This window comes from Flavobacterium sp. 245, from assembly GCF_004362055.1.
Lineage (GTDB): Bacteria > Bacteroidota > Bacteroidia > Flavobacteriales > Flavobacteriaceae > Flavobacterium.
Window position 1 is genome coordinate 83514 of sequence record NZ_SNXB01000007.1, and the last position, 24224, is coordinate 107737.

Consider the following 24224-nt stretch of genomic DNA (forward strand, 5'->3'; position numbering starts at 1 on the left):
ACGATACTTAATTTATTCAAAGGCAGTTGTTCTCAGCAACTGCTTTTTTGTTTTAATCCACTTTTACTATTTCGCCATAAACTTTGAATTTTAGGTTTGTGATATAATTAATTTGCTCTAAAACATTCTCTAATGTTGCGTCTTTCTTGATGAACACCGTTAAAGGCGTTGCTAATACACGTTCATTATCGTACTGAAATGAAACGCCGTATTTATATTGTAAAATGGTAATAACCTGTTTAAGCGTAGTTTGATTTAGTGTCACATCGGTGGTGTACCAATTCACTAAAAGCGATTTGTCTGCCAATTGTTTGGTCAGTTTATTTGATTCGAATAAAGCTTCGTCATTCGGAACCAAATCTACACTCTGCCCTTTCGAACTCACATTCACTTTTCCTGTTACCACAATCACTTCACATTTTGATTTTGATAACTGAATGTGAAATGAAGTCCCTACTACTCTAGTTTTGATTTCTCTTGAAGTAATTATAAAAGGATGTTTTTTGTCTTTAGCAATTTCAAAAAATGCATTTCCTTTTAAAAGAGTCACCTTTCTTTCATCTCCCTCAAATTTTTCAGGATATTGAAATAATGAGTTTGCTGCCAGATAAATTTTCGAGCCGTCACTTAATTGGATAGATTTGGGAATCGATGACGTTTTAAACGATAATTGCTTTTCGACAGCAATTTCAGGTTTAAGCCAAAAGCCTAAACCGGCAAGAATAAGAATACTGGCAGCAGCTATATATTTTAAGTAAGGAATAAAGGTTTTCTTTTTTCCTATTCGAAACTGAATGTTATCATAGATATCTTGCGAAACTTCTTCAGAATTGCCCATCGAAAGGTCGTCCCATTTCGATTTTTGATACTGCGTAAAAGCAAAATCATTTAGCAGATTTTCCTCGGCAATTGAAGTTTTATCTCGTGAACTTTTATCGACAAGATGTTCTAAACTATGTTTAATTCTTTTTATCATACTACTTTGTGTAATTATTTCAACACATAGAAACATAGTTTTACTTACTTATTAAAGGCGTTTCACTTGCATTAATAATCATAGCAGTTTGTGTTTTGCTATGTGTAAAAACTAGTTTTTAAATCTCCTTTTCTCGAAAAGAATCCAAATAGCCATCCGGACTATGTTTCTATGTGTTTAAAAAAACCGATTTAATTAAAAGGCTTGTTATTACAAGTAAGTACCAGAATCTTGAAATCGTACTATCTGGAAATATTATGAAAACATCAACAGAAAGTTATCTTAAAAGTTTTTATGTAAAATGATGAAAGGTGCCAGCCACGCCAAGTCTTTCAAGCCTTCACGCAATTGTTTTATAGCCGATGAAATTTGGTTTTTCACCGTTTGTTTCGAAATTCCAAGTTCGTCTGCAATCTGATCAATCGACATATCTTGAAATTTATACATCAATAAAACTTCTTTTCTTTTCTCCGGAAGTTTATCTAATGCGGCATAAAGCAAATCCATTAATTCTGGATCAATTGACGCAAAATTGTCAATAATGTAATCTTCAAACTGATCTTCCAGAATCGTCTTGTCAAACCTATTATTTTGATAATGCTTAAAAACCTGATTTTTTACCGCGCGAAATAAATACGGTTCAATTGCATTGATGTTCAAATCGTCTTTGCGTTCCCATAAATCAATAAAAACATCCTGCACTATATTCTGAGCCAAGTCTTTATCCTGAGTAATCGTATACGAAAAAGCGTTTAGTTTTTTCCAGTATTGGGTATACGTCTGTTCAAAAATTTCAGGGTTCTTCATGGTATTTTCTGGTAGTGTTTGGTGATGTAAAATAATAAAATACAATACCAATACTTTTTGCCTGAAAGTTATCTTTAAATTAAATTTCGAATCCAATTGTTTTATTAATACTACTATTTTCAAGCAAAAATGACATTTGATTTGCGATTTCTTTTCGTTTAGCTAACACAAAAATCGAGTGCCAGGTTTACTTTAGTAACCTCTAAAAAAAGCAATTCTCTTTTGCTGCGTCTCCATACTTCAATAATCCTAAATTTCATTCAAAATCATGAAACAAATTTTGTTTACATTATTATTTGCTGGAACTTTTCAATTAAGTCATGCGCAAAATGACACTTTAAAAATCAACCAAATACAAGTTATTGGTTCACACAACAGCTACCGCCACGCTATTGAAACTGATTTATACAATACGATTCAGGCAAAAGATACTTCGCGTTCGCTAAAAGGACTGCAGTACACTCATATCAGTATTACAGACCAATTAAATAAAGGTTTGCGAAACTTGGAAATTGATGTTCAAGGCGATGTTCAAGGCGGAAAATTTGCACATCCAAAAGGACTTGACATTGCAAAATCACAAGAAGCTTACGACCCAAATGGGGAAATGAAAAAACCAGGTTTTAAAGTTTTTCATATGATTGATATCGACTTTAGAACTTCCTGCTATACGCTTCAAAGCTGTCTTGCCGAACTTAAAAAATGGTCGAATGCAAATCCTGATCATGTTCCGGTGTTTATTACTTTAGAACCAAAAGACGATGATAGCTACTTGGGAACAAAAGCGGAGAAATTTACACCTGAACTTTTTGATGCTTTAGACAAAGAACTTCGTAAAGGTTTAGGAAATAAATTAATCACGCCAGATATGGTTCGAGGAAAATACAAAACACTTGAAGAAGCTGTTTTAAACAATAATTGGCCAACATTGAAAGAGGCTAAAGGAAAGTTTTTGTTCATTTTAGATAACAACGGCGCAAAAAGAGATTTGTACGCATTAAATCATCCGGCTTTGAAAGGACGCGCCGTTTTTATAAATGCTGAACCTGGAAAACCAGAAGCTGCGTGGCTATTTAAAAATAATTCTGAAGATCCAACAATTGCTGATTTAGTTAAAAAAGGGTATTTAATAAGAACACGCGCCGATTCAGACACTAAAGAAGCCAGAGCAAATGATTATTCGCATTTTGAGGCGGCAAAAAAATCAGGCGCACAAATTATCTCAACCGATTATTATTTACCGAGCACTTTCTTTAGTTCTCCTTATCAAATTAAATATGATGATGGAACTTATGTGAGAGTTGATCCGGTAACAACTGCTCCTTAAATTTTTAACCGCAAAGAACGCAAGGTTTTTTACCTTAGATGTGCTCAGTAAAAGCAAAGTTCGCAAAGCTAAATGGATAAAGCTTTGCGGACTTTGTTGCTTAAATTTGCTCGCAAAGACGCAGAGTCGCAAAGATTATAAAAACTTTGCGACTCTGCGTCTTTGCGAGATTAAAAGAAAACTTTGCGTGCTTTGCGTAAATCTTATCGTTGTTTGCGGTTAAAATCAATTAATACTTGTTGGAACTTGGAATTTTAATTTAGTCCTACGGGACAATTTATAAATGTTATTCTAAAATTTTCTACCAATATAAAACCTCTCCGAGGTAAACTCCGTTAGAAGTAAAATATTGGTAGGAAAAATATATGTCCAAATTAAATTTTCCTGTAGGGACTATATTTTTAAATAAAGTGTGAAATGATTAGACTTTAACCACAAAGAACGCAAGGTTTTTTTATATTAGTTGTACCCAATAAACATAAAGATAAATCTATAAAGCTTTGCGGACTTTGTTGCTTAAATCTGCTCGCAAAGACGCAGCGTCACAAAGATTATAAAAACTTTGCGACTCTGCGTCTTTGCGAGATTAAAAAAACATAGCGTGCTCTGCGTAAATCTTAGCGCTCTTTGCGGTTAAATCACTTCAAACTTTTAACCTCACCACTTTTCAAATCAACAGTAAAATGATCTGCCGGAACTTCATGCATAAATTTATTGAAGATGGTAAAAAATAATTTCATCTGTTTTTTCAAAAGTGTATCGTTTGAAGCATCTTTACTTTCTAACAACATTTTCGACAACGCTCTATATTGTTTTGCTCTTTCCAAACCAACATCGGCAAGAGCCAATTCATCGGCACTTCTAAAACGGTAAAAATCAATTAAAAGGTCATTTCCTGTCCAATTGAAATCTTCTTTTTTAAGGTTATTTTGAATCAATATTTGCTCCGATTTTGCTTCGGCCTCGCTCCATTCTCTTTGAAACTGTGCTTTGTTTTTCAGAATAAAATCAAAATCTTTATTGGATTCGATAGTTGCTAAAACCAATAAATCCCGAGCCGAAACAGTCAGAATAAAAGAAGCAAAATCAGAAGGCCAATCGTCTTTTAAAAAACGAAGACGCACCAATTCTTTCAAATGGAAATCGGTAAAATCATGGTAATTTTTAGTTTTCAGAATAGCAATATTCCAAATGTCCTTTGTGTTTTGACTTTCTAAAAACTGATATTCCAATTTATACAAATCAAAAAGCTCATCGAATCTTGGAACATCATCAATTGTAATCGTTTGAATGTCGACAAGATTATCTTTTTTGATCGTCAATAATTTATAAGCCGGAATATAAGCAGCAAGTGAAGGCGTTTGAATATTGACTAAAGTATTCCCCTTTGCCGTCGTGCGCATTCCTGTATCGTTGATATGCATATGGCCTCCAAAATGAATTTTCAATCCGGCATCGGCAAAAACCTGTGCTACTTCTTCCACTGGCACTCTGTTCAACTGCCATTTGTTAGGACCTAATAATTCTTTAATTTCTGCGGAAGCGTCATCATTAAAATCAATCATCGGAAAATGGCTGAAAGCAACTAAAGTTTTTCCGCGAAGTTTGGCTTCCGCCGAAATATCCTGAACCCATTTTATAAGATGTTTTTTATTAGAAAGGACATTATTATAACCGGTACTCGCTTCCGAATAACTTTTAGAATCTTTAGGATCGCCATCGATTTTCTTCGGAATATAGACATTCCCGTCAATCGCCATTAACCACAGTCCGTCGATTGGTTCTACGACATAACTTACATCTGGAACCTCAAATCCAGGTTCAACATTATAGACTCTTTTAGATAATTGTGAACCTTCAACGGCTTTTTTAAAATCGTAATTCTGGGAAGTGTAATTAGCGAAAGGAGTCGACCAAAACTTGTATTTTTTATTTGGATAAAAACCGAAATTTTTAAGATCTTCTGTAATGCCAAAATAACCCATTTTAGCAATATCGGCTGTTATGACAACTGGCTGTTCGATATTCATGTTTGGCTTATACATGCCGTCTTTGCTAAAAATGGGTTGGCTTTTTCCTTCTTTTCCTAAAAAATCTTCTTTACCCGATTCCTGAGCAAATGGTCCAACCGGATCATGGTTTCCGGTGGTTATAAAAAATTCAATATCATATTTTTTTTTGTACTGATCTAAAATTTTCTGCAATCCACGCACGTGTATTGGCTGTCCGTCATCAGTATAATCGCCTGGAAGCGCAACGTATTTTATCTTTCTTTTTGCAATATCTTCAAGAGCGGCGATGAAGGCAAAATAATTTTCATTGAAAATTCTCGTCGAATGTAACTGCGAAGCCATCGTTCTTATTAACGCATATTTTCCGGTTTTGGTATTCAAAATTCCTTTAAAATCGTTATCTGAGAATGTTCCGAACAAATCCTGCAAATGAACATCAGATAAAAAAGCGACTTGAACACCTTCTAGATTCTTAGTTTTTTGTGCTGAAATAGTATAATTGAAGAGAATAAAAAAGAATGCAACAAACCAGCTTTTATAGTGGAGAAAAGTTTTAAAATTCATAATGGAAATCAGATTTTGGGGCGTTTAAAATAACTGCACAATTTTAGGCATTAAAACCTGAAGTATCTTTACCGTATTGTTACGGAATAATAATTTTTATTGCTTTGTTTAGGGCTTAACCGCTAAGTTCGCAAAGGTTTACACAATCCCGACAGCTATCAGGAGCAACGTTTTTTGCCACAGATTAAAAGGATTAAAATGATTTTTTTAAATCTGCATAAATCCTTTAATCTGTGGTTTTATTTTTTCTAATCATAGCAAACTTAGCGGTTAAAAAAAATCTAAATCTTCAGCAAAGAGCGCAGCTCTTCATAATTATTAAAAAGTATCGCGCCTTCTTCTTCTAAATCTGAATTGTTATATCCATTTGCAAAACCGTACACTTTAAATCCACCGCTAATTCCGGCTTTTACACCCGCTTTGCTGTCTTCCAAAACGATAGAATCTTCAACCTTAAAACCCATTTCTTTTGCTGCATACAAAAATATTCCTGGCTCTGGTTTCCAGCTGTTGATTTGGTACGAACTAAATATTTTATTTTCAAATTTGTCAAGCAAACCAGCCACTTCAAGATTGAGTCTTATTTTTTCAACCGGTCCGCTGGATGCTACACAATACGGAATCTTCAATTTTTCAATAAAATCAACAACGCCCTCCATAGGTTTAACCTGAGTTTTGAAAGCTTCAAAGCTTTTTTGACGGTAGTCTTCTTCAAAATTTTCAGGAAGTTTTTGATCAATTGCTTCTTCAATATGTCTGAAACAATCCTTTAAATTCCGGCCGTTAAAATTGCGGTAGGCATCCTCAATTTTCATATCAAAACCATATTCTGATGCCATTTCGAGCAAAATTCCATTGCCAATTTTTTCTGTATCAACTAAAACTCCATCACAATCGAAAATAATACATTTAACTTCCATACTCTTTTTATGCTTTTTAATATAAAATGTAAAGTACAAATTAAAATAAATCCCAAAAGCACGGGCAATAACAAATTAACAGAAATTTGTACATTTTTATACCTACTAATGTATCAGCAATTACGATTTGCAACGTATCTTTATGACTTCAACTTTATTAACAGACCGAAAAATAAAAATTACAAATTGTGAAAAAAAATCTTTTACTAACCGCCATTCTGGCAAGTAACTTCGCCCTTTATTCTCAAAATAAAACGATTACAATTACCAATACTTTAGCGACTGACAGAGAATTTGAAACTGTTGAACTAACTAAAAAAATACTTGGCTTGCCTGCTACTGCAAAGCTTGAAAATTATATTGTTAAAGATATTGTTGCGAATTCCCTTTTAGAAACGCAGACGGTCGATAATGACGGCGACGGAACTATGGATGTGCTTTTATTTCAGCCAAAAATCAAAGCAAAGTCAAAACAGAATTTTGAAGTTTTAGTAGGAACCAATCCTTCAGCATCACAAATAGCAAACTGTTATTCGCGTTTTGTGCCAGAACGAACAGATGATTATGCATGGGAAAACAACAAAGTTGCTTTTAGGACTTATGGCCCTGTTGCTCAAAAAATGGTTGAAGACAAGGTTCCTGGAGGTACTTTAACGAGCGGAATAGATGCATGGCTAAAAAGAGTCGATTATCCTATTATCAACAAATGGTACGATAAAATGACTACGGGAAAAGGAACTTATCATAAAGATACTGGCGAAGGTTTGGATAATTTTCAGGTTGGAGATAGTCGCGGAATTGGTGGAATTGCTGTAAACGTAGATGGAAAATATTATTTTTCGAAGAATTTTATCAGCTGGAAAACCATTACAACAGGACCAATCAGAACGAGTTTTATTTTGACTTATGCCGACTGGGATGCAAAAGGAAACAAGATAACCGAATCAAAATTAATCAGTCTCGATTTCGGAAGTTATCTTTCGCGTTATGAAACAACTATTACAGGAAGTAAAAATATTGCTGTTGGAATTACACTTCACGATAAAAAAGGAACTACTAGCACTAATTTAAAAAATGGGTGGCTAAGTTATTGGGAACCAATTGATGATTCTGAAATTGGAATGGGATTAGTGGCTCCAAAAAATACCATGACAAGTTTTGACAATCACGTTACAAATGAAAAAGAATTAAGCAATCTGTACGGAAATATCTCGCTCAAAAACGGGAAAGCAATTTACTATACTGGTTTTGGATGGAAAAAAGGAAGTCCGTTTCAAACCAAACAAGAATGGGAAACATATTTGACTTCTTTTGCTGAGAAAATAAATAATCCACTTGTTGTTAAAGTGAAGAAATAATTTATCCATTTTTATCATTTCGACTGAAAGGAGAAATCACACTAGTGAATCGACACAGATTGGTCATTGTGATTGGAAATTTACTTTGCGAGGGCTTCGACTTCGCTCAGCCTGACAATATATAACAATAAAGTTTGTTATTTCGAGGAACGAGAACACAAGCTATAGCGAACTGGTGAAGCAATCTCCGCAAGTAGCTCCGTAAAGAAAGTCGCCAATCTTTGTAGAGCCACTTGCGGAGATTTCTCGTACCTCGAAATGACAAGATTGTGTTTTTACTTAACTTTCGAAGGAAAATAATTCTCTTTCAGAATAATTTCTAGGGGAATATAATGAACAGCTTCAACCGTTTCTTTAAGTACTAATTTCTTGTACAAGTAATTAATTCCCATATATCCTTGCTCCTCGGGTCTCTGATTAATAAGGAAATCAATTATGCCTTTGTTTAGGTATTCTATGTTATCTTTTAATAAATCGAACCCAATAATGCGAACTCCTTTTATATTATTTTCTTCTAAAAATCGGGCCACGATATAAGCTCTTGAATTGGGAACAAAAACGCTGTTAATGCCTTTAAACATTTCTAGACATAGCTGATCGATTCCCGAATCTTTAATAGTAATTTCAGAAAATTTAAAATTGGTAAGTTCATCATGATCTTTAAAATACGAATAGAATCCGTCAATTCGCTGCAGATAAACTGATGTACTTTCAATCTCTCTGGCTATTTTAAAAATCAAAACCTGCCTTTCATTTTTTACTGCAAAACTAATCAGTCGTCCAGCCAGATAACCGCTCTGAAAAGCGTCCTGACCAACATATGCATGCTTGTTTTCTTCTGAAATATTAGAATCGATCATCACAACTGGAATATCTTTCTTTTCATATTCTTTCAAAAACCGAACCGAGTCTTCATAAAAAATAGGCGCAAAAAGCAGTCCGTCACAATCAAACTTAATTACTTTTTCAATCTCTTTCTGAAAAGATTCTTTATTAAAATCGTAAAAAAAATAATCCAGCGCAATCCCGAATTTCACAAATTCGGTTGCTGCTTTTTCTACTCCAGAAATCTGACTTTTCCAATATTCAAGATTTTCATATTTAGGCAAAAAAACAGCTATACGAAACTTCTTATTCAATGCCAGATTACTCGCAAGAATATTTCGTTTGTAACCATATTGTTCAATAATGGCATTTACTTTGTCTACATTTTCCTGAGCAACTTGTCCGCGGTTATGGATGATTCTGTCAACCGTTCCAGGTGATATATTTGCTAGTGCTGCTATTTCTTTTATCGTTATGATATCGCTGATTTTTAAGTTAAAAATATTTATTAGCCACGTAAAATTATTATTATTTTCATCAAATATAAGTTGTTTTACTTAACTTTTTATATACATTTGTAAAATACCGTGTGCGTACACGCAAAAATACACAAATGATAAAAACAAAAGCTGTTTCTCGTATTTATTTTCCGTTTTAATCGTTCAAAAATTTAAAGTAAATTAAATATAAATAAAAAATTAATAAATTAAAAACCAGCTTATTTTGGCATTTTATTTAAATAAAAACTTTAAATCTTTGTACAATATAATGAATACAGCTTCAATTGTTTAAACTAGCAATAAAAATCGGTTATAGTCATCAACATGACAACAAACAGCATAAACAACTAAAAACCAACAAATTAAAATATTTCATCTAAACAATCAATTAAATAAAAAACACCTCAAAAAACTAAATAAAATGATAGTAGATTCATTACATAATGCGGCAAAATATCACAGTCTGCATCCAAATTTCAAAAAGGCTTTTGATTATGTAAATCAAAATGACATCAGCAAACTCGAAGAAGGAGTTTTGGAAATTTCAGAAGGATTGAAGCTAATCGTAATTGCAGGTCAAGGAACAACCAAAGAAGAAAGTATTAAAGGTTTTGAATGCCACGATAAAAACATTGACATTCAAATTTTAGTCAAAGGCCCAGAAACGTATGCATGGAAACCTAGAGAAAAATGTGTAAGCCCAAATGGGGATTATAATGACGAAAAAGACGTTCGTTTTTTTCACGATAAACCCGATATGTTTTTTCAATTGCAGGAAAAACAGTTTGCCATTTTGTTTCCAGAAGACGTTCATGCTGCAATGATTGGCGAAGGTTTACTGAAAAAACTTGTTTTTAAAGTAAAAATCTAAATATGAGTTCCATTCAAAATTCAATAGAAATTATTGCGCAACAGGGAATGCTCCCTTTATATTTCAATTCAGATGAGAATATCAGCATTGAAGTGCTTCGCGCTTTATATAATGCAGGAATAAGAGCTGTAGAATATACTAATCGCGGTTCAGAAGCTTTAGTGAATTTCAAAAAAATGGTACAAATCAGAAATGCAGAAATGCCCGAAATGCTTTTAGGAATCGGAACAATAAAAAACGAATCCCAAGCTAAGGATTTTCATGAGGGTGGTGCAGACTTTTTCATTAGCCCAGGTTTTGTTCCTGAAGTTGCCACTTTCTTAAAAAGCAAAAAGACACTTTACGCACCTGGATGCATGACGCCTACTGAAATTATCGCTGCAGAAAATGCTGGTGTTTCATTTATCAAGCTTTTTCCCGGAAATATTCTTGGTCCGGACTTCATGAGCAGTATCAAAGATGTTTTTCCTAATTTAACCTTTATGGTAACCGGAGGTGTAGATACGACGCATGCTAGCATCGAAAGTTGGTTTTCTGCCGGTGTAGCTGCTGTTGGACTCGGCAGCAAACTGATCACAAAAAAACGCATGATTGAAGGTGATTATGCGACAATCGAAAATGAAACTAAAAAAGTACTGGACACTATTCAGACTTTAAGAAAACAATCATAATTTATATGGACTCACTATTTAATTTAAAAGGAAAAATTGCACTTATAACAGGCGGTGCCGGCGTATTAGGAAGCAACTTTGCTAACGTTTTGGCTGAACAGGGCGTTATTGTCGGAATCGTTTCTCAATCACTTGAAAAAGCAGAAAGAACCGCAAAAAATATCGAACAGAATGGCGGACAAGCTTTTGCAGTACAAGCCAATGTTTTAAATAAAGAAGAGGTAGAAAAAATCAAAGATTATATTGTTGAAAAATATGGCCGTCTGGATATTTTAATTAATGCTGCCGGCGGAAATATGCCGGGCGCTACTATTCAGCCAGATCAAGCGGTTTATGATATGAAAACGGAAGATTTACAACAGGTTATCGACTTAAATATTATCGGGACAATGTTGCCTTCTCAGGTTTTTTCAGAACTTTTTGCAAAGCAGAAATCAGGAAACATTATCAATATTTCATCGGCATCTGCGCAAAGACCGCTAACTAGAGTTGTAGGTTATTCGGCTTCAAAAGCAGCAATAGATAATTTCACACAGTGGATGGCGGTTGAACTGGCTTCAAAATACGGCGAGGGAATTCGTGTAAATGCCATTTCGCCGGGATTCTTTATTGGCGAACAAAACCGCGCTTTACTGCTTACTCCAGAAGGAAAATTGACACCGAGAGGCGAAAAAATTATTGGCCAGACTCCAATGGGAAGATTTGGAAAACCTGAAGATATTAACGGCGCGCTTTTATACTTATGCAGCGACATGTCAAAATTCGTAACAGGAACAGTATTAAAAGTGGATGGCGGTTTTGCTGCTGCGAGTATTTAAGACCTTTCGAGTTCCTGCAAGGTTTTCAAAACCTTGTAGGTCTAAAAATATACGTTTACATAAATTAAAAAATACCTACAAGGTTTTGAAAACCTTGCAGGAATAAATCAAAAACATATTAAAATGGAACAAACATTACGCTGGTTCGGACCAAATGACCCTGTTTCTTTACAAGATATTGCACAAACGGGAGCAACCGGAATTGTAACCGCTTTGCATCACATTCCAAACGGAGAAGTTTGGAGCATTGAAGAAATCATTAAACGAAAAGTAGAAATTGAACATCAGGACGGCGATCCAAAAAAAGGTGCTTCAGGTTTGACTTGGTCAGTTGTTGAAAGTGTTCCGGTGCATGAAGACATTAAAAAACAAACAGGAAATTATCTTCAATACATTGAAAATTATAAAGAAAGCATTCGAAATTTAGCTTTATGCGGTATAAAATGCATTTGTTATAATTTCATGCCTGTTTTAGATTGGTCAAGAACAGATTTAGCTTATACGGTAGAAGACGGTTCAAAAGCATTGCGTTTTGACATTAATGCTTTTGCTGCGTTTGAATTGTTTATTTTGAAAAGACCGGGAGCCGAAAAAGAATATTCGGCTGAACAAATTCAAAAAGCCAAAAGCTATTTTGAAGCCATAACTCCTGAAGAAAAAGTAAAATTACAGCAAAACATTCTTGCTGGACTTCCGGGTGCCGAAGAAGCTTATTCAGTCGAAGATTTCTTAGTGACATTAAGCGCTTACAATCATATTGACAGACAAGCTTTAAAAGATAATCTTTTCTTCTTTTTAAAAGAAATCATTCCAGTTGCCGAAAGCAAAGGCGTTTTAATGGCCATTCATCCGGACGATCCTCCCTACCCGATTTTAGGTTTGCCAAGAGTAGTAAGTACGGAAGAAGATTTGATTGAATTAATGAATGCAGCACCTTCTCAATCAAACGGATTTACTATGTGTACGGGGTCTTATGGCGTTCGTGCCGATAATGATTTACCAGGAATTGTAAGACGTCATGGCGACAAAATGAATTTTATTCACTTAAGAAGCACGCAAAGAGATGAAGAAGGAAGCTTTTATGAAGCAAACCATCTTGAAGGCGATGTTGATATGTATGAAGTCGTAAAAGCGATTCTTGAAGTTGAAAAACGAAATAACAGCAAATTGCCAATGCGCCCAGATCACGGGCACCAAATGCTGGACGATTTAAAGAAAAAAACAAATCCGGGTTATTCTGCAATTGGCCGTTTACGAGGCTTGGCGGAGTTACGCGGACTTGAATTAGGGATTAAGCGATCCTTATAAAAGGTTTTGCCACTAAGACGCTAAGACGCAAAAGTTTTGATTCTAGTTTGTCATTCCTAGGAACGAGGAATCTCCACGAGAAACGCTACAAAGATTGAAGATTTAGCTTGCGGAGTCACTTGCGGAGATTCCTCGTTCCTAGGAATGACAAGATTGCGATGAAATCTTTCTGAAATATAAAAAACTTTGCCCCTTAGTGTCTTAGCGACAAACAAAAAACTAACTAACCAAAAAACACCAAAAACCATGATTCGTTCAGCCATTTTTACCTTTTGCAGTCTGGTTGTAAATATTACAATGGCTCAGGAATTACCTAAAATTATTACACAACCAAAAACAGCTTACCTTCCTGATTTTAGTTTTGCAGGTTATCATTTTGGAGAAAGTGCACTCCCTGATTCTCAAGGAAAAATCATTAATGCAGTTGATTTTGGTGTAAAAGCAAATGATGATTTAGACGATTCTAAAGCTTTATTGAAAGCTTTAAAAGCAGCTAATACAGTTGATGGAAATGTAATTTTGCAATTGCCGGAAGGCCGAATTATTCTGAGTGATATTTTATACCTTGAAAGAAGCAATTTTGTACTTCGTGGTGCTGGTTCTGGCGAAAACGGAACTGAAATCTACTTTCCTAGACCGATGATGTATCTTAAAAATCCTGAATCTCTAGCCGAACTTCGCGAATATCTAACCACTTTTGACAAAAGACAACGCGAAAACGAAAACAATATTGATTTGCCTTTTTCGCAATACGCATGGTCAGGAGGTTTTATTTGGACACAAATTCCAGGCGAGCGCGTAAAATCTTATTTAGACAAATACGAACCTGAATCGGTTGTTTTAGCAAAAGTAAGCTCTGGAAAAATGGGCGAATTTACGATCAATGTTTCAGAGATTAAAAATTTAAAAGCTGGAGACATTGTTGAACTGCAATTGTTTAATAAAGACGGTGAAAATGGCGAAATCATAAAAGATTTATATCAAGGTGCTAATGTAAAACCGGGCTCGCATCATTGGCAGTTTCCAAAACTTCCTATTGTCAGGCAGCAAGTCGAAATTCTAAAAATTTCCGGTTCTAAAATTACCCTAAAAACTCCTTTGACAATCGCTGTTAAACCAAGTTATCAAGCACAATTGGTTGAATGGAAACATTTAAACGAAGTGGGAATTGAGCATCTTCGTTTTACATTTCCTGATATTCCTAGAGTAGCGCATCATGTCGAACCGGGAAACAACGGGATTTTCTTAACTCGTTTGTTTAACAGCTGGGTAAAAGATGTAAAAATCACAAATGCTGACAGTGGTATTTTAGCCGAAGAAGTTTCAAACGTTACAATTCAAGACGTTACAACAGACGGTACACATTTGGCACATTATACAGTGACATTAGGCGGTGTTCATAATGTTTTGGTCAAGAATCTTAAAATATATAATTCGGCTGTTCATCCTTTAAGTTTCAACACTTTTGCAACTAAAAACGTGTATCAAAACTGCGAAATATTTACAGATCCGATTTTGGATCAACATTCGGGAGCGAATCACCAAAATTTGTTTGATAATATCACCGTACATCTAAAAACGGCTAAAAATAATAGTTATGCCTTATTTGGAGGCGGAGGAGCTGAATATTGGAAACCGTCTCATGGGCCTTTCAGTACATTTTGGAACTTAAATGTTCTGGTCGAAAATCCTGATGCATCAAAACCTGTTTTATTGTATGGAATGAAAGATGGTGCTTTTGCTAGAATCATCGGCGTACACGGAAACAGGAAATTTGAAATCAAATACGACGTCGATCCGTACATTGAATTTCTGAATACACCGATGGAAAAAATCCCATCGTTATATGATTATCAACTAAGTCAACGCTTAAAATAGGTTCAAAGGCGTAGCTACAAAGGCAAAAGGTTTTCCTTTGTTAGTTCTTTGTAAATCTGAACCTTTGCCTCTCTGAACCTTTAAAAATAACGCTATGAAATACAAAATAGCTTTTCTTGTAACCGTACTTATTTTTGGAAATGCGTTTTCCCAAAATAAATACCGCCTTAAAAATTTTTCAACAACTGACGGACTTTCGCAGAGTTCTGTTATTGCTATTCATCAAGATAAGTTTGGGCAGATGTGGTTCGGTACCCGGGATGGTCTAAATAAATACGATGGAAGCCGATTTAAAGTTTTTAGGAACGATGTCAATGATAAAACTTCTATCAGCAATAATGATATTCTGGCAATTGAAGAAGACAATTCAGGAAAAATCTGGGTTGGAACTTACAATGGGCTAAATTGTTATAATCCAGTTTCTGACAGTTTTACACGATATCTCCATACTACAACCAATCATACAATAAGCAATAATGCTGTTTGGAGCATTAGAGAAATTGGCGGTGAAATGTGGTTTGGAACTTCAAAAGGACTGACGATTTACAATAAAAAAACTTCAAAGTTTATCTCTGTTTTTCATTCAGATACTGATGCTTCTACCCTTCCGAGCAATAATATTATGAGCATTTTAGAAACTCGAAAAGGCGAAATATGGATTGGAACTACTAAAGGTTTATGCCAGCTCACAAGCAGAAAATCGGGAAAATTTTCGTTTAAAAATTATCCATTTAATGCTACTGATTTATTGACTGTTCAATCGGTTATTGAGGACAAAAACGGTGATTTATGGGTTGGGACAAAAAACAAAGGGCTTTTGAAATTTGACCAAAAGCAAAAAGCTTTTGTATCCTTTTTAAACGTCGAAAAATACCGCGAAATAAATAATGATATTCGATCTTTAGTAATTGACAATCAAGGCTCTCTGTGGATTGGCGCTTATGATGGGATCTATATTTTAGGACAAGATAAAAGTCTGCAAAAACTCAACAGCAGTAATAATAATACCGGAATCGATAAAGTGAAATCCATTTTTATGGATAAAAAAGGTTCCATCTGGATTGGCTGTTATTACAAAGGCGTGAATCTTTGGGACATTTCAAATATGAATTTTTCCAATTATAATCAGACCTCAAAAAAGATTCCGATGAGTTTTGATGTTGTCAGTTCGATTATAGCTGATAAAAATCAGAATGTTTATTTTGGAACTGAAGGTGGCGGTATTACGATTTTCAACAAAAATACTGAAGCAATAAGTTATATCAATAGCAAAACCGGACAAGCGAACAAGAACGATATAAAATCGATGTGTCTTTCAGATGATCATATTTTATGGATTGGGACTTTTTCTAAAGGTTTATCAGCTTACAATACCATTTCAAAACGAATAGAAGACAATAGAATTGCACCAGATTTAAGCGAATCATTAAAAGAAAGCGGCGTTTATTCGCTTAAAACCGAAGGTTCAATTTTATGGATTGGAACCTTTGGAAAAGGATTAATTCGTTATGATACCGCAAATAAAACGTTTAAATATATAGGAAGTGATAATACTAAGCCAGTTTTTTTAACCAATAACATTGTACGAACTATTTTAGTTGACAAACAAAACTCCATTTGGGTTGGAACTCAAAACGGTTTAAACCGTATTCCGCTTAAGAATTTCAATACGCAGAAATATGGAATTCAGCATTTCTTTTACGATCATGTTGCTTCAGCTGGCGATGATATTTTGACTCTGTTTCAAGACAGTGAAAAGAAAATCTGGGTGGGAACAAAAGCAAAAGGACTGCATTATTTTGATGGAAAAAAATTCAACCGAATCAATCTTAGAGTAGGAAATACAATTATTACTTCTATTCATTCCATTTTAGAAGATGATTATAAAAATCTATGGATCAGCACGAATCAAGGGATAATAAAATACAATAAAGCTAAAAAATCGGTTTTGATATATGATCAAAAAGATGGTTTGGCGAGTAATGAATTCAACGATAATTCGGCTTTAAAACTAGCTTCAAATCAATTTTATTTTGGAAGTCCGTCCGGAGCGACTTTTTTCGATGCTTCAAAAATTTCCTTAAATCAATACGCCCCGCAGGTTTTAATTACTGATTTGAAAATTAAAAACGAAACCATTCATGCAAATGATAAAAATGAAATTTTAGAAAAAAGCATCGGTTTTACAAATACAATTACGCTGGATTATGACAAAGCCAATTTCTCGATAAACTTTGCGATTCCAAATTATATTCGATCAAAAAATAACCAATACAGTTACCGCCTAACAGGTTTGGAAAACAACTGGACGACGACCAAAAACAGTGAAGCCAATTTTGCCATTCAAAATCCGGGAACGTACACTTTTGAAGTCCGCGGTGCCAATAATGACGGAGTTTGGAACAAAATTCCAACAACTTTAACGGTTATTGTAAATCCAGCTCCATGGCGCAGTATTTGGGCATTTTTGTTATACGGAATTGTAATAGGTTTAGGCTTATACGGTTTGATCTGGATTATGAAATCGAAAGCCAGACTTAAACAAAAACTAGAGCTGGAATATCTGGAAACCAAACGTATAGAAGAAAACAACAAACTAAAACTGGACTTTTTTACGAATATTTCGCATGAATTCAGAACGCCATTAACCTTGATTTTAGGTCCGTTACAGCAAATTTTAGCCGACTATAACGGAACAAATGAAATGTATAAAAAGCTTTTAGTTATTGAAGGAAGCGCAAATCATCTTTTGGGGCTAATCAACCGTTTAATGGATTTTAGAAAACTTGAAAATCATCAAGTTGCGCTTGAATCGGCAAACGGAAATATTGTAAAATTTACCAAAGAAATCTTTCTCTCGTTTATTGAATATGCCAAAGATGGCGGTTATGATTATACTTTTGAAACTTCAAATGAAGAAATTCTGGTCTACTTTGACCGATACAAATTGGAACGTGTTTTTTACAATTTGATCTCTAATGCATTTAGATACACACCAAAAGGCGGTTCAATCAACATTAAAATTAGTAACGATACTGAAAATCTTTTTATTGCTGTTGAAGATTCAGGAGTTGGAATTTCGGAAGAATACATTCATAAAATTTTTGATTTATTTTTTGAAATTCCGATGCACAATCAAGTTCAGAAAAACTACAACAAAGGCACCGGAATTGGGCTTTCGATTGTAAAAAATATTGTCGAGCTCCATAAAGGAAAAATTGATGTTACCAATAAACCGTCAGGAGGTGTTATTTTTAAAGTTGCGCTGCCACTTGGCCGTGAACATCTTTTAGAAAGTGAAATTATTCCAGATTTCAAAATCAGTGATGATATTGCGCAATATCAAGCGCAATTAGAACCGTCTGAAACAATTGAAAACGAAGACATTGAAGATTTAATTGTAAACGAAGAAAAGCAAACCGTTCTGATTGTAGAAGATCACAAGGTTTTGAGAAAGTTCATGAAAAACTTACTCAAAAAAGATTACAACATTATTGAAGCTGAGAACGGAAAAATTGCCTTTGAAAAAGCATTAAGATATACGCCAAATTTGATTATCAGCGATGTCATTATGCCTGAAATGGTAGGAACTGAGCTTTGTTCCAAAATAAAGGAAAACATCAAAACAAGTCATATTCCGGTTATTTTACTGACTTCAAGATCTTCATTGGTTTATAAATTTGAAGGTTTAGAAAGTGGTGCCGATGATTACATCAGCAAACCTTTCAACTTAATGGAATTCAGACTTCGTGTGAAAAATTTACTGAATACGCAAGAACGTTTAAAAATCAAATTTTCAACCGAAGACAGTTTTATTCCGTCAGAAATAACAGTTTCTTCTTTAGATGAAGAACTTTTGAAAAAAGCATTTAAAATTGTTGAAGAAAACATTTCGAACGAACAATTTGATATTCCATTTTTCTGTTCAGAATTAGGCGTAAGCCGAACCATGTTATTTTTAAAAATCAAAGCTTGGACAAACTGCACACCAAACGAGTTCATTCACGAAATAAGATTAAAACGTGCCGCTAAATTATTGGAACAAAATAAATTAACTGTATCAGAAGTTAGTTATAAAGTTGGCTTCAATAATCCAAAATACTTTAGTAAATGCTTTCAGAAAAAGTATGGCGAAACTCCATCACACTACGCCGATAAATTTTATAAATCTTCGGCGGTAATTTAAAAAACGTACTGTTTTAAGGGCTTAAAAAGGGTATCTGTATTTTTAGATACCCTTTTTTGTATTTCTATATCGTTTTCGGCATCTACATTTGCCGTATGAAAATAAAAAAAGGAAACTTGTTATTGCTTCAAATTTTTTTTGTCGTCCTCATAATAGGAACGAGTCTTTTAATTTTCTACTTTATCTAACATTAACCTTAAAACCAAAAAATGAATGTTAACAAAACAAAAAATAAAATCATATAAATGGTTTTTGCCAATATCATTTTTATTAGTCGCGCTATTTGATCCCGCTAATTTAAAATCTTACACTGATTTTGATCCAAACAAAAATGATTTAAATAGCCATTACCGGGAACTTAACTGGTTATGCATCCGAATTTAAAATCAAAAAACTCAGGTTATTAACAAGTATAATTGATTAAATTGCTGGGTGTAAACATTTTAACACATAAAATACATTTTAAATTTTGGTTAAATAATAAAATAAATGACAAGTCATTGCCTATAATTAAAATGTGTTTTTAATACCATAAACACATTATTAAGTACTGACAACCAAGTCACTATGTGTTAAAATTACATCCGGTGTTTAAATAAGCCATAATTCGAAATTCAATTTTAAAACCAAAACAATTTTGGTTATTAAAAAAGCAGATTAATTAGTATGAATAAAGTTAGTTTCATTTCTTTAATTTTAGGGTTTGCAACGCTGACAACAGCTTGCAAATCCGGAATTAATACTCAATCAAAACAGAAAGCGCCTGTGACCAATAATCTTTTGGAAACACGCTATAAAATGCTGCTCGATTATCCGGTCGATTCTATGTCGATGCCGAGAAGCATGAATATCAAAACCAATGAAATCAGGAAAGTCCCTTCACGTGATTGGACAAGTGGTTTTTTTGCCGGAAACCTTTGGCAATTGTACAAACTCAAAGGCGATTCTCAATACAAAGAACAAGCCCAAAAATGGACTGCTTTCAGTAAAAAAGAAAGCCTCAACAGTAATTCGCATGACGTAGGTTTTAAAGTGTATTGCAGTTTTGGAGAAGCGCTAAAAGTCGAAAACAAAAAAGAGTATGAAGCTGTAATTATTAAAGGTGCAGAAACTTTATGCACCCGTTTTAATGAAAAAGTGGGTTCAATTCGTTCTTGGGATTTCAATAAAGAAATTTGGGATTTTCCAGTTATTATTGACAATATGATGAATCTTGAATTGCTTTTTGAAGCTTCAAAATTATCTGGAAATCCAAAATACCGCGACGTTGCCATTAAACATGCGAATACCACTTTGAAAAATCAATTTAGAGCGGACAATAGCTGTTATCATGTTATTGATTATGCCCCCAAAACGGGCAATGTAAGAAAGAAAACAACGCTTCAGGGGTATAATGATGATTCGGTTTGGGCACGCGGGCAAGGCTGGGCCGTTTACGGTTTTACAATGTCGTATCGATATACAAAAGATCCCGCTTATTTAAAACAAGCTGAAGCTACTGCAAAATTTTTCATGACTAATAAAAATCTACCCGAGGATGGAATTCCGTATTGGGATTTTAAAGATCCAAGTATTCCAAATGCTCCTCGTGATGTTTCTGCTGCAATGGTTATGGCATCTGGTTTATATGAATTGTACACTTATACTAAAAATAAAAGTTATTTGGCTTTCGCCGATAAACTAATGGCTTCGGTACAAACTGATAAATACATTCTAGATGCCAATATTAAAGGCCCGTTTGTGCTCGACCACAGCACCGGAAACTGGCCAAAACATGACGAAATTGACGAACCAATAATTTATGCCGATTACTATTTTCTTGAAGCATTACTAAGAAGAAAGTAACGAAAAAAGTAACAAAGGCACAGCGGTACAAAGTGACAAAGGTTTTCAGCCTTTGAGCCTTTGCCTCTTTGAGCCTTTGAACCTAAAAAAAAGCTTTATAATCTATGAACAACCGACCAAACCACTATAATACATTTCAATTATTTGCGCTTTTTGTTTTTTTTCAGATTTGTCTGAGCACCAGTTTTGCTCAGGCAAAGCTGAATATTAATAATGATTGGCTTTATTTAGAAAACCACCTTTCAAATCTTAGCGAAGCCCAAAAAAATCAAAACTGGGTTTCTCTAAACTTGCCGCATACTTGGAATGCCGAAGATGCAACCGACTTAAATCCAGGTTACAGACGCGATGCCAGCTGGTATCAAAAGAAACTTGCTATTCCTCAAATCGATAAAAACAAAGTGTATTCTTTATACTTTGAAGGTTCAAATGTTACGACAAAAGTGTATGTAAACGGTAAAGAAGCCGGAACGCACATTGGAGGTTACATTGGTTTTTCTATCGATGTTACAAACCTTATCAAAGAAGGAAATAATGACATTTTTGTTCGTGTTGACAACAGCTATGATATCGAAATTATTCCGTCTCAAAAAAGTGATTTCTTTATTTATGGAGGAATCACGCGCGATGTCTGGTTTGTTTCAAAATACAAAAATCATATTGACAATTTGAAGATTACAACACCCGAAGTTTCTGCAAAAAAAGCTTCGGTTCAAATTGTTTCTTCAATTGTAAATTCGGATAATTCAAAAAGCTTATCGTTAAGCGTAACTTTAAAAAATCCGAAAGGAAAGAAAGTAGCAAGCAAAACAATTTCGGTTACAGACAAAACTGCTGCAATTACTTTTGAAAACATCAAAAACCCAGAACTTTGGGATACTGATCATCCAAATTTATATTCAATAACTGCTGTTTTATCAGAAAAAAATCAAATAAAAGACAGTGTTTCTGAAAAGACAGGTTTCAGATGGTTTGAATTTAAAGATCATGGTCCGTTCTATTTAAACGGGAAACGTTTAATAATTCGCGGTACACATCGTCATGAAGAGCAAGCTGGAGTTGGCGCTGCAATGACAAACGAACAGCATTGGGCCGATATGAAATCGATAAAAGCGATGGGAGCAAATTTTGTTCGATTGGCACATTATCCGCAAGATCCTGAGGTATATAAAGCCTGCGACGAATTAGGTTTATTAGTTTGGGATGAATTGCCTTGGTGCCGTGGCGGTATTGGAAATGATGTTTGGAAAACGAACACCAAAAATATGCTTGAAGAAATCATCAATCAAAATTATAATCATCCGAGCATTATTATTTGGTCATTAGGAAATGAAATAAACTGGCTTCCTGATTTTCCTGATGGCGATAATGATAAAAAAACAAATGCCTTTTTAACCGAATTAAATGACCTTGCGCATAAACTTGATCCGGCAAGAAAAACAGCAATCAGAAAGTATTATGAAGGTTCGCATATTGTCGATGTCTTCTCTCCTTCTATCTGGTCTGGCTGGTATTCAGGAAGTTACAAAAGCTACCAAAAAGCAATTGATGTTTACAAAAAAGAATACAAACATTTCATTCATGCTGAATATGGCGGTGACAGTCACGTTGGGCGCCACAGCGAAAATCCTGTGACTGGAGAAAATGTTATAAAATCTGAAGGCTGGGAAGAAGCAATTGTTCAAACTAAAGTGGCAAACATTGCTCAAATTGGAGACTGGAGTGAAAATTATATAGTTGATTTGTTCGACTGGCATTTGCATATATCCGAGAATGATCCATCGTTTGTGGGAAATATTCAATGGGCATTTAAGGATTTTGCAACGCCGTTGCGTCCGGAAGACGATATTCCGTATATGAATCAAAAAGGGCTTACAGACCGAAACGGAAACCCAAAAGATGCCTATTATGTTTTTAAAAGTTATTGGGCAAAAGAGCCTTTTACTTACATTGAATCGCATACTTGGACAGAACGTCAAGGTCCTGAAAATACGCCAAGAACAATAAGTGTTTTCAGTAATTGTGAAAAAGTGACTTTATTCCACGATGGAAAAAATCTTGGCGAAAAACAAAGAAATAGTACGGTTTACCCGGCCTGCGGTTTAACATGGGATCTTAATTTCAAAAAAGGCGAAAACACTTTAATTGCTGTGGGAAAAAATAAAGATGGCAAAACTGTTTCTGACACCATAAAAGTCAATTATCGTTTCAATAAAAATGATGCAGCTTCTTCGTTGCAATTATCTTCCGAAAAACTAAAAAACGGCAATTATTTAGTAACGGCAATCGCAATTGACAATCATAATTTGCGTTGTTTGGATTATGAAGAAAGTGTTTATTTTCAATGTTTGAAAGGTGGAAAAACTTTAAAAAACCAAGGAACGCCAACAGGAAGTGAATCCATCAGAATGGCTAACGGAAAGGCTTCTATTGAAGTTATTCCAGACGGTTCAAATGATCCAATCGAAATGACGGCGCTGAACCAAAGTTTTAAAGGGGAATATTTGAAGATTCCCGTTAATTAAGGTCTTATTTTTTTAAGGTGACACAAACTATGTCTAAAATTAATCTGATCAATATGCGTCGAACAATAAAACTACAAGAACCATTATCAATTCATTAACAAAAAACAAACTGTAATTTCATGATTTTTCTTAATTATTAACTTACTTTGTAGTTATTCTAAAAATTGTAATCCTATGAAAAAAATTTATTTACTGGCAGTTATATTGTTTACTGCTCTTTCAGTTAATGCACAAGATGTGGTGAAATTTTCTCCGTTAGACGCTAGTCCGGTTGATATTTCTTATTTCCCAAATAGAGCAGTTAAATTCAAAAAAACAGACACTCCTAGTCCGGTTGTAAAAGTTGTTTACTCAAGACCTTCTGTAAAAGGACGTGTTATTTTTGGTGATATCGTGAAATTTGGTGAAGTTTGGAGAGTTGGTGCAAACGAAAACACTGAAGTTAAGTTCTATAAAGCCGTAACTATTGGCGGTAAAAATATTCCAGCTGGATATTACAGCTTATTTGCTATTCCTGAAAAAGACAAATGGACGATCATTATCAACAAAGAATTGGATTTATGGGGTGGTTATGCCTATGATGAAAGCAAAGATGTTGTAAGAGTTTCAGTTCCTGTTAAACCAGTTTCTGATGTAATTGAAGCTTTATCAATTGCTTTTACCACTCAAGGTAATGTAGCCAATTTGGTTATTGGATGGGATAAAACAACAGTTGAATTACCTATTACGGTTAAGTAATTAAGCGTTTTTAGATATAAAAAAAAGAGACATTTTTCAATGTCTCTTTTTTTTATATCTAAAAACGCTCATTGTGTTACGTTTTATTGTGTATC

Annotated in this window: 16 protein-coding genes; 11 read left to right on the forward strand and 5 right to left on the reverse strand. The window is 34.4% G+C overall.

Annotation, left to right across the window (positions count from 1 at the left end; genetic code table 11):
- Positions 1–52: 52 nt before the first annotated feature.
- Together EV145_RS14585 and EV145_RS14590 are read right to left on the reverse strand one after the other, a co-directional pair.
- Entirely contained in the window at positions 53–976 is a 924-nt protein-coding gene (locus tag EV145_RS14585) for a FecR family protein (RefSeq protein WP_133525936.1), read from the reverse strand.
- A gap of 282 nt (positions 977–1258) precedes the next feature.
- On the reverse strand, positions 1259–1783 hold the full coding sequence (locus tag EV145_RS14590) for an RNA polymerase sigma-70 factor (protein WP_133525937.1): 525 nt from the start codon (positions 1781–1783) through the stop codon (positions 1259–1261).
- 268 nt (positions 1784–2051) lie between these two features.
- Between EV145_RS14590 and EV145_RS14595 the strand changes: the two genes are divergently transcribed.
- Positions 2052–3110, forward strand: coding sequence for a phosphatidylinositol-specific phospholipase C1-like protein (locus EV145_RS14595; protein ID WP_133525938.1), 1059 nt, complete (start codon positions 2052–2054; stop codon positions 3108–3110).
- Between the two features lie 638 nt (positions 3111–3748).
- Here the strand turns inward: EV145_RS14595 and EV145_RS14600 are convergent.
- Positions 3749–5686, reverse strand: coding sequence for a metallophosphoesterase family protein (locus EV145_RS14600; RefSeq protein WP_133525939.1), 1938 nt, complete (start codon positions 5684–5686; stop codon positions 3749–3751).
- A gap of 281 nt (positions 5687–5967) precedes the next feature.
- Positions 5968–6606, reverse strand: a complete 639-nt coding sequence (locus tag EV145_RS14605) for an HAD family hydrolase (RefSeq protein ID WP_133525940.1) — start codon at positions 6604–6606, stop codon at positions 5968–5970.
- 188 nt (positions 6607–6794) lie between these two features.
- Here EV145_RS14605 and EV145_RS14610 point away from each other — a divergent pair, with 188 nt between their 5' ends.
- The gene (locus tag EV145_RS14610) at positions 6795–7964 is read left to right on the forward strand and encodes a DUF4861 family protein (protein WP_133525941.1); all 1170 of its coding nucleotides are present in this window, start codon (positions 6795–6797) and stop codon (positions 7962–7964) included.
- Between the two features lie 275 nt (positions 7965–8239).
- Here EV145_RS14610 and EV145_RS14615 read toward each other — a convergent pair whose 3' ends face one another.
- The gene (locus EV145_RS14615; RefSeq protein WP_317128125.1) at positions 8240–9334 is read right to left on the reverse strand and encodes a LacI family DNA-binding transcriptional regulator; all 1095 of its coding nucleotides are present in this window, start codon (positions 9332–9334) and stop codon (positions 8240–8242) included.
- A 376-nt stretch (positions 9335–9710) separates the two neighbouring features.
- Here EV145_RS14615 and EV145_RS14620 point away from each other — a divergent pair, with 376 nt between their 5' ends.
- From EV145_RS14620 to EV145_RS14660, 9 genes are all read left to right on the forward strand, one after another.
- Positions 9711–10160, forward strand: a complete 450-nt coding sequence (locus EV145_RS14620) for a YhcH/YjgK/YiaL family protein (protein WP_133525943.1) — start codon at positions 9711–9713, stop codon at positions 10158–10160.
- Between the two features lie 2 nt (positions 10161–10162).
- On the forward strand, positions 10163–10831 hold the full coding sequence (locus tag EV145_RS14625) for a bifunctional 4-hydroxy-2-oxoglutarate aldolase/2-dehydro-3-deoxy-phosphogluconate aldolase (RefSeq protein ID WP_133525944.1): 669 nt from the start codon (positions 10163–10165) through the stop codon (positions 10829–10831).
- A gap of 5 nt (positions 10832–10836) precedes the next feature.
- On the forward strand, positions 10837–11649 hold the full coding sequence (locus EV145_RS14630) for an SDR family oxidoreductase (RefSeq protein ID WP_133525945.1): 813 nt from the start codon (positions 10837–10839) through the stop codon (positions 11647–11649).
- 123 nt (positions 11650–11772) lie between these two features.
- Positions 11773–12957 carry a mannonate dehydratase gene (gene uxuA, locus EV145_RS14635; RefSeq protein ID WP_133525946.1) on the forward strand — a complete coding sequence of 395 codons (1185 nt, stop codon included), beginning with the start codon at positions 11773–11775 and terminating at the stop codon, positions 12955–12957.
- A gap of 246 nt (positions 12958–13203) precedes the next feature.
- Positions 13204–14835 carry a hypothetical protein gene (locus tag EV145_RS14640; protein WP_133525947.1) on the forward strand — a complete coding sequence of 544 codons (1632 nt, stop codon included), beginning with the start codon at positions 13204–13206 and terminating at the stop codon, positions 14833–14835.
- 94 nt (positions 14836–14929) lie between these two features.
- Positions 14930–19021, forward strand: a complete 4092-nt coding sequence (locus tag EV145_RS14645) for a two-component regulator propeller domain-containing protein (protein WP_133525948.1) — start codon at positions 14930–14932, stop codon at positions 19019–19021.
- Between the two features lie 666 nt (positions 19022–19687).
- Entirely contained in the window at positions 19688–20866 is a 1179-nt protein-coding gene (locus EV145_RS14650) for a glycoside hydrolase family 88 protein (RefSeq protein WP_133525949.1), read from the forward strand.
- A gap of 104 nt (positions 20867–20970) precedes the next feature.
- Positions 20971–23391: a glycoside hydrolase family 2 protein gene (locus EV145_RS14655; RefSeq protein WP_133525950.1), complete on the forward strand. Its 2421-nt coding sequence runs from the start codon at positions 20971–20973 to the stop codon at positions 23389–23391.
- A 174-nt stretch (positions 23392–23565) separates the two neighbouring features.
- Positions 23566–24129, forward strand: coding sequence for a DUF2911 domain-containing protein (locus tag EV145_RS14660; protein WP_133525951.1), 564 nt, complete (start codon positions 23566–23568; stop codon positions 24127–24129).
- Positions 24130–24224 lie beyond the last annotated feature (95 nt).

Coding starts and splice junctions, on each gene's coding strand:
- EV145_RS14620 (WP_133525943.1), top strand. CDS start 9,711: ATGATAGTAGATTCATTACATAATGCGGCAAAATATCACAGTCTGCAT.
- EV145_RS14640 (WP_133525947.1), top strand. CDS start 13,204: ATGATTCGTTCAGCCATTTTTACCTTTTGCAGTCTGGTTGTAAATATT.
- uxuA (WP_133525946.1), top strand. CDS start 11,773: ATGGAACAAACATTACGCTGGTTCGGACCAAATGACCCTGTTTCTTTA.
- EV145_RS14655 (WP_133525950.1), top strand. CDS start 20,971: ATGAACAACCGACCAAACCACTATAATACATTTCAATTATTTGCGCTT.
- EV145_RS14600 (WP_133525939.1), bottom strand. CDS start 5,686: ATGAATTTTAAAACTTTTCTCCACTATAAAAGCTGGTTTGTTGCATTC.
- EV145_RS14605 (WP_133525940.1), bottom strand. CDS start 6,606: ATGGAAGTTAAATGTATTATTTTCGATTGTGATGGAGTTTTAGTTGAT.
- EV145_RS14595 (WP_133525938.1), top strand. CDS start 2,052: ATGAAACAAATTTTGTTTACATTATTATTTGCTGGAACTTTTCAATTA.
- EV145_RS14625 (WP_133525944.1), top strand. CDS start 10,163: ATGAGTTCCATTCAAAATTCAATAGAAATTATTGCGCAACAGGGAATG.
- EV145_RS14645 (WP_133525948.1), top strand. CDS start 14,930: ATGAAATACAAAATAGCTTTTCTTGTAACCGTACTTATTTTTGGAAAT.
- EV145_RS14590 (WP_133525937.1), bottom strand. CDS start 1,783: ATGAAGAACCCTGAAATTTTTGAACAGACGTATACCCAATACTGGAAA.
- EV145_RS14585 (WP_133525936.1), bottom strand. CDS start 976: ATGATAAAAAGAATTAAACATAGTTTAGAACATCTTGTCGATAAAAGT.
- EV145_RS14650 (WP_133525949.1), top strand. CDS start 19,688: ATGAATAAAGTTAGTTTCATTTCTTTAATTTTAGGGTTTGCAACGCTG.
- EV145_RS14660 (WP_133525951.1), top strand. CDS start 23,566: ATGAAAAAAATTTATTTACTGGCAGTTATATTGTTTACTGCTCTTTCA.
- EV145_RS14630 (WP_133525945.1), top strand. CDS start 10,837: ATGGACTCACTATTTAATTTAAAAGGAAAAATTGCACTTATAACAGGC.